At 67.4% G+C, this 12,873-nt stretch carries 11 protein-coding genes; 6 read left to right on the forward strand and 5 right to left on the reverse strand.

Features of this window, described 5'->3' with window-relative positions; all coding sequences use genetic code 11:
• Positions 1 to 89 precede the first annotated feature (89 nt).
• Both GH664_RS03910 and GH664_RS03915 read left to right on the forward strand, forming a co-directional pair.
• Positions 90 to 1,088, forward strand: a complete 999-nt coding sequence (locus GH664_RS03910; RefSeq protein ID WP_153166828.1) for a CoA ester lyase — start codon at positions 90 to 92, stop codon at positions 1,086 to 1,088.
• 104 nt (positions 1,089 to 1,192) lie between these two features.
• A complete protein-coding gene (locus GH664_RS03915) occupies positions 1,193 to 2,335 on the forward strand; it encodes an MFS transporter (protein WP_153166991.1) in 1,143 nt (380 codons plus the stop codon).
• 18 nt (positions 2,336 to 2,353) lie between these two features.
• Here the strand turns inward: GH664_RS03915 and GH664_RS03920 are convergent, their stop codons facing one another.
• Entirely contained in the window at positions 2,354 to 3,292 is a 939-nt protein-coding gene (locus tag GH664_RS03920) for an AEC family transporter (protein WP_153166829.1), read from the reverse strand.
• 171 nt (positions 3,293 to 3,463) lie between these two features.
• Between GH664_RS03920 and GH664_RS03925 the strand changes: the two genes are divergently transcribed.
• Positions 3,464 to 4,474: an LLM class flavin-dependent oxidoreductase gene (locus GH664_RS03925; protein WP_153166830.1), complete on the forward strand. Its 1,011-nt coding sequence runs from the start codon at positions 3,464 to 3,466 to the stop codon at positions 4,472 to 4,474.
• 39 nt (positions 4,475 to 4,513) lie between these two features.
• Here the strand turns inward: GH664_RS03925 and GH664_RS03930 are convergent, their stop codons facing one another.
• On the reverse strand, positions 4,514 to 6,310 hold the full coding sequence (locus tag GH664_RS03930; protein WP_153166831.1) for a methyl-accepting chemotaxis protein: 1,797 nt from the start codon (positions 6,308 to 6,310) through the stop codon (positions 4,514 to 4,516).
• A 187-nt stretch (positions 6,311 to 6,497) separates the two neighbouring features.
• On the opposite strand from GH664_RS03930, the gene lysS reads away from it, so the two are divergent.
• Positions 6,498 to 8,006, forward strand: a complete 1,509-nt coding sequence (gene lysS / locus GH664_RS03935; protein ID WP_153166832.1) for a lysine--tRNA ligase — start codon at positions 6,498 to 6,500, stop codon at positions 8,004 to 8,006.
• A 167-nt stretch (positions 8,007 to 8,173) separates the two neighbouring features.
• Positions 8,174 to 8,743, forward strand: coding sequence for a sterol desaturase family protein (locus GH664_RS03940; RefSeq protein ID WP_153166833.1), 570 nt, complete (start codon positions 8,174 to 8,176; stop codon positions 8,741 to 8,743).
• Positions 8,744 to 8,789: 46 nt separating this feature from the next.
• On the opposite strand, the gene GH664_RS03945 is transcribed toward GH664_RS03940, so the two are convergent.
• From GH664_RS03945 to GH664_RS03955, 3 genes are read right to left on the reverse strand one after another with little or no spacing between them, the layout of a single operon-like run.
• Positions 8,790 to 8,954, reverse strand: a complete 165-nt coding sequence (locus GH664_RS03945) for a DUF2474 family protein (protein WP_153166834.1) — start codon at positions 8,952 to 8,954, stop codon at positions 8,790 to 8,792.
• Positions 8,954 to 9,961 (reverse strand): cytochrome d ubiquinol oxidase subunit II, encoded by a 1,008-nt coding sequence (gene cydB / locus GH664_RS03950; RefSeq protein WP_153166835.1) that lies wholly within the window; start codon positions 9,959 to 9,961, stop codon positions 8,954 to 8,956. The genes GH664_RS03945 and cydB overlap by 1 nt, the downstream gene beginning before the upstream one ends.
• Positions 9,962 to 9,965: 4 nt before the next feature.
• A complete protein-coding gene (locus tag GH664_RS03955) occupies positions 9,966 to 11,393 on the reverse strand; it encodes a cytochrome ubiquinol oxidase subunit I (protein WP_153166836.1) in 1,428 nt (475 codons plus the stop codon).
• A 256-nt stretch (positions 11,394 to 11,649) separates the two neighbouring features.
• On the opposite strand from GH664_RS03955, the gene GH664_RS03960 reads away from it, so the two are divergent.
• Positions 11,650 to 12,867 (forward strand): ChaN family lipoprotein, encoded by a 1,218-nt coding sequence (locus GH664_RS03960; protein WP_153166837.1) that lies wholly within the window; start codon positions 11,650 to 11,652, stop codon positions 12,865 to 12,867.
• The last annotated feature ends 6 nt before the right edge of the window (positions 12,868 to 12,873 follow it).

Raw genomic sequence — 12,873 nt, forward strand, 5'->3', positions numbered from 1 at the left:
CACGGTCGCGCGCTTTTTCGTTCACCGACCCGCTGCTATCCTAGCCCGCCACATCATCACATCGGCCACGCATGCCGAGTTCCCGCCCCATGAACGCCACTACCGTCCATCCGCGCGATGTCCTGTTCGCCGGAGAAAAGCCCTTCCCTGCCCTGCCCGCCGTCGACCACTACGCCGGCTCGGAAAAGCTCATGCGCAAGGCTCTGGCGTTGCAGCAGGAGCTCGGCGCGATCTTCGACATCACCTGCGACTGCGAGGATGGCGCGCGCGCCGGTGCCGAAGCAGAGCACGCGCGGATGGTGGTGGACCTCGTCAATGGCGCCGACAACCGCTTCGGGCGCGTGGGCGCGCGCATCCACGACATCACCCATCCGCACTGGGAGCGCGACCTCGAGATTCTCGTCGGCGGCGCCGGCGGACGGCTCGCCTTCATCACGCTGCCCAAGGTGCGATCGGCGGCCGACACTGCGGCGCAGATCGCGGAGCTGCGCCGGGTGGAGGCGTCGGCGGGCGTTACCCGGCCGCTCCCCGTCCATGTGCTGATCGAAACCCACGGCGCGCTGCGCGAGGCGTGGCAGATCGCCGAGCAGGACGGCGTCGAGTCGCTCGACTTCGGCCTGATGGATTTCGTCTCCGGCCACCATGGCGCCATTCCGGGCGCTGCGATGAAGAGCCCGGGCCAGTTCGAGCACCCGCTGGTCGTGCGCGCCAAGACGGAGATCGCCGCGGCGGCGCTCGCCTGCGGCGTCGTGCCGTCGCACAACGTGACCACCGAGCTGAAGGACATCGACTACATTCGCCGCGACGCCGAACGCGCGCGCCGCGAGTTCGGCTACCTGCGCATGTGGAGCATCCATCCGAACCAGATCGTGCCCATCGTCGAGGCGATGCGGCCGGACTTCTCCGAGGTCGAGGAGGCCACCGAGATCCTCGCCGCTGCGCAGGACGTCGCGTGGGGCCCGATCCAGCACGGTGGCAGGCTGCACGACCGCGCCTCCTACCGCTACTACTGGGAGCTGCTGCAGCGCGCGCAACAGACCGGCATGGCGTTGCCTGACGCCGCCCTCGGCCGCTTCTTCGCCGCCTGACGAACTGCCACGTGGCCGAACCACCCGCAAGCCCCGCACGGAATCCGCAGGCAGACGATCGCCTCGCAGCCGGCACGCCGGCCTTCCAGCGCGCCAACCTGGCGATGTTCGTCGGCGGCTTTGCGACCTTCGCCCTGCTGTATGGCACCCAGCCGATGTTGCCGCTGTTCGCCGCGTCCTTCGGCATCAGCCCGGCGCGGGCCAGCCTCGCGGTGTCCGCCGGCACCGCGGCGCTCGCGCTGGCGCTGATTCCAGCCAGCGTGCTGGCCGACCGCATCGGCCGCCGCCCTGTCATGAAGGCGGCGCTGGCCGTGGCCGCCGTGCTGTCGATGGGCGCGGCCCTGATCACCGATTTCAACCAGCTCCTGGTGCTGCGCGCGCTGCTGGGCGCGGCGCTCGCCGGCCTGCCGGCGGCGGCGATGGCCTACCTGGGGGAAGAGGTCGCGCCCAACGCGCAGGGCCGCGCGATGGGTCTCTACATCGCGGGTAACGCCCTGGGCGGCATGAGCGGCCGCGTGCTCGCCGCGGTGCTCACCGAGTGGGGCTCGTGGCGCATCGCCCTCGCGGTGCTGGGCGCCCTCGGCGTCGTCGCGGCGATCGTGTTCTGGCAGCGCCTGCCGCCGTCGCGACATTTCAGCCCGCGCGCGGCCTCGCTCGGACGCCTCGCGCGCGACGCGCGCACCCTGTTCGCCGACGCCGGCCTGCCCTGGCTGTTCCTCACTGCCTTCCTCGCCATGGGAGCCTTCGTCGGCCTGTACAACTACCTCGGCTTCCGCCTCGGCGACGCGCCATTCGGTCTCGGCCAGAGCGTGATCGGTGCGGTCTTCCTGCTGTATATCGTCGGCACCTGGGCCTCGGCGTGGGCGGGCGCGCTGGCGGATCGCCACGGACGGCGCAACGTGCAATGGATCATGGTGAGCATCATGCTCGCCGGGCTCCTGCTCACGCTGCCTGACAATCTCCCCGTCGTGATCGCTGGCGTGGCGGTATTCACCTTCGGCTTCTTCGCCACCCATTCGCTGGCAAGCGGCTGGGTGGGGCGCCGGGCGCAGGACCGTCGCGCGCTTGGGGCGGCGATCTACCTGTCGTGCTACTACCTCGGCAGCAGCATCATCGGCAGCGTGTCGGGCGTCGCCTGGCATGACGGCCGCTGGGCCGCGGTCGTGGCCATCCTGGGCGTCTGCGCCGGCGCCACGCTGCTCATCGCCCTGTGGCTGCGCCGCCTGGCGCCGATCGGCAGCGACTGAGGGCTCGTCCCTGGCCGTTCAGCGCATGGTGAGCGCCATCAGCACCGGCGTGGTGACGGCCGAGAACAGGGTGGACAGCACCAGGCTGCCCGCCACCTCCGCCTCCAGCACCTTGAACTGCAGCGCCATCATGTACACGTTGACGCCCACCGAGATCGACGCCAGCAGCACCACCACCTGAGTTTCCATGGCCGGCAGCCCCAGCGCGAGCGCGATGAGCCACACGACCAGCGGTTGCACCACCAGCTTGATGGCCGAGATCGCGCCGGCCATGCGGATTCCCGCGCGCACGCTGTACTGGGCCAGCCCCATGCCGAGCGCGATCAGCGCCATCGGTGCGGCCGTGTCGGACACCATGCCCAGCGTGGCGCCGACGAAAGCCGGCAACGGCAGCCCCACCAAGCCGAACAGCGTGCCCGACAGAATCGCCACGATCAGCGGGTTGGTCAGCACGCCACGCACTGTCTTGGCGAAGCCCTGCACCGAGAACTGGCCATGGCGCGCCCACTCGACCGACACCGTGACCAGGGTCCACAGGGTGAGCGAATTGAACACCAGCACCAGCGCAACGGAAGGCACCGCGGCCTCGCCCAGCATCAGGCGAGCGATCGGCAGGCCCAGCATGACGTTATTGGAAAAGACCCCGCCCAGGGCGAACACCGATTGCGACACGCCATCGAGGCGGAACAGCCGCCACGCCACCACCCGGCCGATCGCGAACACCACCATGCAACTGCCGAAGAAGGCGATCAGCAGGCGTGCATCCACCGGCGGCAGCCTGGAGAAATCGCTCATCAGGTGGAACAGCATGGCGGGCATCGCCACCGAGAAGACGAAGCGCGACAGCGCGTCGCTCACCGCCTTGGTCCAGCCGCCCAGGCGCACCAGCGCGTAGCCGGCGAACACGAGCAGGAACAGAGGGGCCGAAAGGCCGAGTTGGTGCAGGAAATGGCTCATGGGATCGAGATTGTGTGCATCGCAGCCAGGTCCGCCGCGACGTCGTCGATGGGAGGTCGCCGCTGGAGCCGATGCGCGCGACGCCGACCTCCACTTCGGGGAATCCCGGCTGTGCGGGCGCAAGGAAGGATGGTCTAATGATGGTTTCCAAGTTCCACCATTCTATCCACAATGCCGAAGACTCCGCTGTCCATCCTGGACCTCGCCCCCATCGTGCAGGGCGACACCCCCGCGCAGGCGCTGCACAACGCCACCGACATCGCCCGCCATGCCGACCGTTGGGGCTACAACCGCTACTGGCTCGCCGAACACCACAACATGACCGGCATCGCCAGCGCCGCCACGGCGGTGGTGATCGGGCACATCGCCGCCCATACCGAGCGCATCCGTGTCGGTGCCGGCGGCATCATGCTGCCCAACCACGCCCCGCTCGTCATCGCCGAGCAGTTCGGCACACTCGAGTCGCTGTTTCCGGGGCGCATCGACCTCGGGCTGGGCCGTGCGCCCGGCACCGACCAGAACACCGCCCGCGCGCTGCGCCGCAACCTCGGCCACAGCGACGACAGCTTCCCGCAGGACGTGCTCGAGCTGCAGGGGTACTTCAAGCCGGTGCAGCCCGGCCAGGCGGTGCAGGCAGTGCCCGGGGCGGGTCTCGACGTGCCGATCTGGCTGCTCGGCTCCAGCCTCTTCAGCGCCGAGCTCGCGGCCCATCTGGGCCTGCCGTATGCCTTCGCCTCGCACTTCGCGCCGCATTACCTGCTGCGCGCGGTGGATCTCTACCGCAGCCGCTTCCAGCCTTCGGAAGCGCTCGACAAGCCGTACGTGATGGTGGCCGCCAACGCCATCGCCGCCGACACGGACGAGGAGGCCCACTACCTGTTCAGCTCGCTGCGCAACCGCTGGGCGAACATCGCGCGCGGCGTGCGCGGGCCGCTGCAGCCGCCGTCGAACGACTACGAGAAGCACTGGTCGCCCGACCAGATCGCCTACATCGACGATGCGCTTTCATGTTCCGCCGTCGGCAGCGCCGACACCGTGCGCAAGGGCCTGGAATACCTGATCGACCGCACGGGCGCCGACGAGCTGGTCCTGACGGCGCAGATCTTCGACCATGCCGCACGCCGGCGCTCGTTCGAGATCGTGGCGCAGGCCTGGGGGCTCACGCCCGCGGCGGCGGCCTGACAGGCGCTTCGGCGCCCCCCGGCAGGCGTGCTGGCGAGCTCAGTTTTCGAGCAGCGCCTCCACCGGCACGCCGATGCGCACGTTGCCCCAATGGCGGCCGCCGATCACGATCGGCATGGCCATGTCGCACAGGATCTCGCCGGTGTCGCGCAGGTAGGTCTGCAGCAGCAGCGCCTCGGTGTTGCGCGCCGCGCGCAGTTCGGGCGGGCGCTCGAACTTGCGGCAGGTGCGGTTGCCGACGAGATCGGTGTCGTAGTCGCCGGTGAGCGGTCGCGAGAACCTGCTGTTGTGGGCCGACAGGTAGCTGTCGGCATTCACCGCCACGGCGAACACCGCGCCGCGAGTGGCGGCGAGGCTGTCGTCGAGGATGGCCTGGCAGCGGCGGGTGAATTCGTCGCCCCATGACACGGTGAACTTCGCCGGATTGGTCCCCGGCACCGGCCGGTAGTGGCGGTCGAAGACGTCGATACGGCTGCCGGTCATCGCCTCGAGCTCGCCCTGCACCCGATCGCGGAAACGGCGCGCCTGCTCCACCGCCTGGTCGAAGGCCCCCTGGCCGGTGCGGAAGCGCGACACGAGCTCCTGCACCGCCTCGGTCGCGCGCGTGAGATCGCCCGTGCGCTGCTCGCTGTCGTCCATGTGCTGCGCCACCGTGCGCGACAGCTCGTTGATCTCGACGACGTGGTCATGGACGCGGGCATTGGTCGCGGAGAGCGATTCCATGGCGTTGGCGATCTGCGTCAGTTGCGTGCTGGTGGCCTCGAACTCGCCCACCATGTGCTCGAACTGCTGCGCCGAACGATCGACCACCTCGCGCGTGTGCAGCACGTCCACGTTGATGACGTCGTTCTCGCTGCGTGTCTCCGCGACCAGCTCCAGCATGCCGTTGATGTTGCCGACGATCTCTGCGGTCGCCTTGTTCACCCGCTCGGCCAGCTTGCGCACCTCGTCGGCCACCACCGCAAACCCGCGACCGGCCTCGCCGGCGCGCGCCGCTTCGATGGCCGCATTGAGCGCGAGCAGGTTGGTCTGGTCGGCCACCTCGCGGATCAGTGTGGCGATCTGCTTCACGCTCTCCGAGCGCTGCGAAAGATCATCCACGGTGTGGTTGAACTTCAGCACCTTCTCGCTGACGGCGTTGATCTTGCCGGCGATGTCGCGCATCTCCTCGAGCGATTCGCGCGCAATGCTGAGGTTGCCGGTGGTCGATTCGGTGATGCGGTGTGCGCTGCCCGAAACCTCGTTGATCGCCGCGGTCGATTCGGTGCTGGCCTCGAACACCTGCGAGGTCATGCGCCCCTGCTCGCGCGCATCCTGCGCCGTGCCCTCGACACGCACCTTCACCTGCACCGCCTCACGCGCGATGCTCACGCTCATGTGCCGCACCTCGCCGATGATGTGGCGCATCTTGTCGGCAAAGCGGTTGTAGCCGGCGGCGAGATCGCGCAACTCGTCGTGGGTGGTGAGCGGGAGATTGTGCGAGAAGTCGCCTTCGCCGCGCGCGATCTCGTTGAAGATGCGGGTGATCACACGCACCGGGCGCACGATCAGCAAGCGCAGGTAAAGGATCTGCCCGACGCAGAACACGAAGGCGAACCCCGTCAGCCCGAGCAGCAGCATCCAGCCGCCATCCAGCGCGGCGACGACCCGCGCCGCCGTCTCCGGCGGCACTGCGCCCGCCTGCAACAAGGCTTCCACCTCGGCCTTCTGGCGCCAGTAGACGGCCAGATAGGCGAGATTGACGACGAAGAGGAAAAGCAGGCTGAAGAGCTTTTTCGTCAGCGAGTTCCAGAAGGTCTTCTCAACGGACTCGTACATCTGCCAAAAGAGTTTCATGAATCCTGTTTCCGTGGAACATTTGCCTGCATGCATCATCGACGCGCGCGGGCCAGACTTTAACTCGCGATTGCATGCGCTCATGGCGGCTCCGCAGCTCGCCCGCGGGCACACGGTTCGAACACGGATTTGCCCGTACGTTGTTCGCCTGCGACAATTGCAGACTCGCTACGTCAGCCCGACTGCCATGTCCGAAATCACTTCCACCGCACCCACCACCCCGCAGGACGAAAACCACCTGATCGCCGAGCGCCGCGAAAAGCTCGCAGCCTGGCGCGCCAGCGGTCGTGCCTACCCCAACGACTTCTCGCGCGAGAACACGGCGGGCCGGCTCGACGAACTTTACGGCGACAAGGAGGCCGACGCGCTCGAAGCGACGCCGGTCGACGTCAAGGTCGCCGGCCGCATCATGCTCAAGCGCGTGATGGGCAAGGCCAGCTTCGTCACCATTCAGGACCTGTCGGGCCGCATCCAGCTCTACGTACAGCGCGACAGCGTGGGCGAGGACGTCTATGCCGAATTCAAGACCTGGGACATCGGCGACATCGTCGGTTGCGTCGGTACGGTGTTCAAGACCAAGACCGGCGAACTCACCGTCAAGGCGACCGAGATCCGCCTGCTCACCAAGAGCCTGCGTCCGCTGCCCGACAAGTTCCACGGCCTCACCGACGTCGAGCAGAAGTACCGCCAGCGCTATGTCGACCTGATCATGAGCGAGCAGTCGCGCTTCACCTTCGTCGCGCGCAGCCGCATGGTGCAGTCGATCCGCAACTACATGACCGGCCACGGCTTCCTCGAGGTCGAGACGCCGATGATGCACCCCATCCCCGGAGGCGCCGCGGCCAAGCCCTTCACCACCCACCACAACGCGCTCGACATGGAGCTGTTCCTGCGCATCGCGCCCGAGCTCTACCTGAAACGCCTGGTGGTGGGCGGCTTCGAGAAGGTGTTCGAGGTCAACCGCAACTTCCGCAACGAAGGCCTCAGCCCGCGCCACAACCCCGAATTCACGATGATGGAGTTCTACGAGGCGTACGCGAACTACAAGACGCTGATGGACTTCACCGAAGGCCTGATCCGCCATGCCGCGCGCGAGGCGCTGGGCGCGGAGAGCTTCGTGTATCAGGGCCGAGAACTGGACCTGTCGAAGCCTTTCCACCGTCTGACCATCGTCGAGGCGATCCGCAAGTACCACCCGGGATTCACGCTCGAGCAGCTCGCCGACGCCGCGTGGCTGAAGGAGAAGATCGTCGCCTTCGGTGAGAAGGTGAAGCCGGGCGGCCTGGGCAGCCTGCAGTTGCAGTTGTTCGAAGCCTGTGCCGAAGCCGAGCTGTGGGAGCCGACCTTCATCATCGACTACCCGGTCGAGGTTTCCCCGCTGGCCCGCGCCTCCGACGCCAATCCCGAGATCACCGAGCGCTTCGAGCTCTTCATCGTCGGCCGCGAGATCGCCAACGGCTTCTCCGAGCTGAACGACCCCGAGGATCAGGCCGCCCGCTTCCGCGCCCAGGTCGAAGCCAAGGAGGCGGGCGACGAAGAGGCGATGTACTACGACGCCGACTACATCCGCGCGCTGGAGTTCGGCCTGCCGCCGACCGGCGGCTGCGGCATCGGCATCGACCGCCTGGTGATGCTGCTGACCGATTCGCCGGCGATCCGCGACGTGATCCTGTTCCCGCAGATGCGACCCGAATAAGCCACGACCGCGCAGCGCACACAACCCCCGCCGGGCGATGCCCGGGCGGGGGTTTCTTTCTTCTGGCCTCCGCACGGCCCAGCGGCGACACCGGCGGCGCGCCGGGAGCATCGTCGATTTCCACGGTCTAAGATGCACAAGGAGCACGGATCACCAGGAGGCGGGCGATGAAGCGGCTCGATCTGCAGCACTGGGCGACGACGGTCTTTCCGCAGGCGCTGCCGCTACCGGTGGCGGCGGGAATGGCCCTGCTTGCGCGATCGGCCATGCGACCGCACGGCGGATGGCTGCTGCTGGCGGCGTTCGCGCTGGCAGGGCTGGCGCTGTGGACGCTGCTCGAATACCTGCTGCATCGCTTCGTGCTGCATGGCATCGAACCTTTCCGGACCTGGCACCTGCAGCACCATCTGCGCCCCGAGGAGCCGATGCGCACGCCGCTGCTGTTCAGCGGGCTGCTGCTGCTCGCGCTGGTCTTCGCGCCCATGCTGGCGATCAGCAATCAATGGCTGGCGACCGGCCTGGCGCTGGGCCTGCTGGCCGGACACGTCGCGCAGGAGATCGCCCACCACGCGCTGCACACACGCCCGGATGGCGACAGCCACTGGCTGCTGCGCCGCTTCGGGCAGCACCGCCTGCACCATCTGCACTACCCCGAGGCCGCGTTCGGCACCCTGACCCCGGTATGGGACCACGTGTTCGGCACTTCCGCGCCGCAAGGCGACAAGCCAGAAGCCTGATCGCCCCGCGCGCCCCGCACGCATCTTCCGGCACGGCCTCCGTTCCTCAGCCGGTCGTCAACCCGAACACCCGCATCAGCAGGCGCAGCAGCATGGCAGCCAGCCCCACCACCAGCACGCCCGCCGCCCACAGGCCGCCGAACCAGGCGAGGTGGCGCCATGCGGGGGAAGGACGACGTGGCGGGAAGTCCCGCCCATGACTCACGTTCATCAGTGATAGCCCTCCCCCGCGCGGACCTTGCCGCGGAACACGTAGTACGACCAGGCGGTGTACATCAGGATGAAGGGGATGATGAACAGCGCGCCCACCAGGATGAACGCCTGGCTCTGCGGCGGCGCGGCGGCCTGCCAGATGCTGATGTCCGGCGGGATGATCATCGGCCACACGCTGATCGCCAGGCCGGTGTAGCCGAGGAAGACCAGCCCGAGCACATACACGAAAGGCGCCACATGCGGTTCACCGCGCAGCGAACGCAGCAGTTGCACGGTGAAGAACAGCACCAGCAGCGGAACCGGTGCGAACCACAGCATGTTCGGCCACGAGAACCAGCGCTGCGCGATCGATGCGTGCGCGAGCGGTGTCCAGATGCTGACGGCGACGATGAACGCGATCAGCAGCCCGATCAGCGGCCGGCTGAGCTGGATCATTCGCGCCTGCAGCGGCCCTTCCGTCTTCATGATCAGCCAGGTGCTGCCGAGCATCGCATACACCGCGACGACGCCCAGTCCGGTGAAGAGCGGGAACGGTGCGAACCAGTCGAAGGCACCGCCGGCGAAGGCGCGATTCACCACCGGGATGCCCTCGATGTAGGCCCCCAGCGCAACGCCCTGGAAGAAGGCGGCAGCGATCGAGCCGACGATGAAGGCCTTGTCCCAGAAGTGACGCTCGTGGTCGTGCGCCTTGAAGCGGAATTCAAAGGCCACACCGCGCAGGATGAGCCCGAGCAGCATGAAGATCAGCGGCAGGTAGAGCGCACTGAGAACGACCGAATACACCAGCGGGAACGCCGCCAGCAAGCCGGCCCCGCCGAGGATCAGCCAGGTCTCGTTGCCGTCCCACACAGGGGCGACGGTGTTCATCATCACGTCGCGGTCATGGCGGTCCGGGGCGAACGGAAAGAGGATGCCGATGCCCAGGTCGAAGCCGTCCATGACGACGTACATCATGACGCCGAAAAAGATGATCAGGATCCAGATCAGGGAAAGATCGATGCCCATGGTTTCAGCTCCTCGCTGCAGTAGTGCGCAGGTCGTCGTCGGTCGCGGCCGACAGCGGCCGCATCTGCTGGCGTTCATGTCCCGGTCCGCCGACGAGGCCGGTATCGCCCTCGTGCATCACCGGTCCCTTGCGCACCAGGCGCAGCATGTAGGCGATGCCGACGCCGAACACCGTGAAATACACGACGATGAACAGCAGCAGCGAAATCGCCAGCGGCAGCACGCCATGGTTGGACACCGCGTCCGCAGTGCGCTGCAGGCCATACACGACCCATGGCTGACGCCCCACCTCGGTGGTGAACCAGCCGGCGATGATCGCGATGAGGCCGGTCGGGCCCATCAGCAGGGTCGCGCGCAGAAAGGGTCGAGACCGGTAGAGGGCTTCGCCTCTGCGCAGCAGCAGCCCCCATGCGCCGAGCAGGATCATCAGCACACCCAGGCCCACCATGATGCGGAAGGACCAGAACACCACCGCGACCGGCGGCCGATTCTCGGGCGGGAACTCCTTCAAGCCCGGAAACTGACCGTCCCAACTGTGCGTCAGGATCAGGCTGCCCAGGCGCGGGATCTCGATCGCGAAGCGGTTTTCCTCGCGCTGCTGGTCCGGGAGTGCGAACACGACCAAGGGTACCCCTTCGCCCGGATGATTCTCCCAGTGCCCTTCCATCGCGGCGATCTTGGCCGGCTGGTGCTTCAGGGTGTTGAGGCCGTGGAAGTCGCCGATCACCGCCTGAATCGGCGCGACGATCACCAGCATCCACATCGCCATCGACAGCATCTTGCGGATCGCCGGATTGTCCCGGCCGCGCAGCAGATGCCAGGCCGCCGAGGCCGCCACGAACAGCGCGGTCGCCAGGAAAGCGGCAACCGACATGTGCAGCAGGCGGTACGGGAACGACGGGTTGAAGATCACCGCCAGCCAGTCGATTGGCACCGCACGCCCGTCGACGATCTCGAAGCCCGCCGGCGTCTGCATCCAGCTATTGGAAGCAAGAATCCAGGTCGTCGAGATCAGCGTGCCGATCGATACCATCAGGGTGGAGAAGAAGTGCAGGCCCGGCCCGACCCGGTTCCAGCCGAACAGCATCACGCCGAGGAAGCCGGCCTCCAGGAAGAAGGCGGTCAGCACCTCGTAGGCGAGCAGCGGGCCGGTGATGCCGCCCGCAAAGTCGGAGAAGAAGCTCCAGTTGGTGCCGAACTGGTAGGACATCACCAGACCGGACACGACACCCATGCCGAAATTGAGCGCGAAGGCCTTCGACCAGAAGTGGTACAAATCGCGGTAGAGCGTCTGCTTCGTGCGCAGCCACAAGCCCTCGAGCACGACCAGGTAGGCCGCCAGCCCGATCGTGATGGCAGGAAAAAGGATGTGGAAGGAGACCGTGAAAGCGAACTGGATGCGTGCAAGCTCCAGTGCCGTGAGTCCGAACATGAAAGTCTCTCCGTGACTGTGGGGGAGTGCGCGTCCCTGACGGCCGGATCAAGCCGGGAAGGTCGGATCGGCGCGGAAAATTTCTCGAGATTTTATGGTAGCCACTTTCAACAGACTAGCCCCTGCCCAAATCGGTTCCCGTGAACCGGCGACGCCGGGCACCGGCACGTCGAACGGCCAGCCTCCGGAACTCCGCCCCGCGGCGTCGCTCTATGCGCAGACTGTCTGCCAAACCAGATTGCAACCGCACGCCGACATGCACTCCCTCTCACGCACCGTGCTCGGGCCGCTGGCGGCCTGGCTCCTGCTGCAAGCCGCGCCGTCAGCCATCGCCGCCGAGCCGGCACTGCCGCCCGTCACGTCCGCCTGCCTGAAGCCCGGCAACTGGACCTGGCTGGGTGATGTCACGCCACGCCAGGCCACCGCGCAGAGCGTTTTGCCGCGGCTGGCCGAGCGCGACGTGATCCTGCTGGGCGAACAGCACGACAAGACCGACGACCATCGCTGGCAATTGCAGACCATTGCGGCACTCGCCGCCATGCGCACCGACATCGTGATCGGTTTCGAGGCCTTTCCGCGCCGTGTGCAGCCGGTGCTCGATCGCTGGGTCAACGGTGAGCTGACTGCCGCCGAATTCCTCGACAGGGTCGAATGGAACAAGGTGTGGGGCATGCCCGCCGAGCTCTACCTGCCCTTGTTCGAATTCGCCCGCATCAACCGCATCCCGATGGTGGCGCTCAATGTCGAACGCAAGCTGATCCGAAGCATCGCCAGCAAGGGGAGCGACGCAGTCCCCCTGACCGAGCGCGAGGGGGTATCGCGCCCGGCTGCGCCACCTCCGCCCTATGTCGACAACCTGTTCGAGACGCATCGCGAGCACGCGCGCATGCGAGGCAGCGAGAGCGGGCCCGCGGTATCGCGGAACGATCCCGCATTCCGCAATTTCGTGGACGCGCAGGCGACCTGGGACCGGGCCATGGCCGAGGTGCTGGCGCGCCGCCTCAACGCTCTGCCGGGCCCGCGGCCGCTGGTGGTCGGCATCATCGGCAGCGGCCACCTGCGCAATGGCTACGGTGTCGCGCATCAGTTGCGCGATCTGGGCGTGACGCGGATCGCGACCCTGCTGCCGGTGGCGAGCGACACGCCATGTGCCGAGATCCGGCCAGGCCTCGCCGATGCCGTGTTCTCGGTGCCGCCGCAGGCGTCGGCACCGGAGCAGCCGCGGCTGGGCGTCAGCCTCAGCGAAAGCGAGCGCGGTGTGCACGTCATCGAAGTGTCACCCGGCAGCCTGGCAGAGCAGAGCGGTGTTCGTGCCGGAGACCTTATCGTCGAACTTGCCGGAGCGCCGATCAGCAAGGCCGCCGCCGTCGTCGCCGCGGTGAAGAATCAGCCCGCAGGCACCTGGCTGCCAATGCGCGTCAGGCGCGACAGCGAGCTCCTCGAGCTGGTGGTGCGCTTTCCAGCGCGCGGCTGACGCACC

Source organism: Thauera sp. 2A1, assembly GCF_009469595.2.
In the GTDB taxonomy this organism is placed as follows: domain Bacteria; phylum Pseudomonadota; class Gammaproteobacteria; order Burkholderiales; family Rhodocyclaceae; genus Thauera.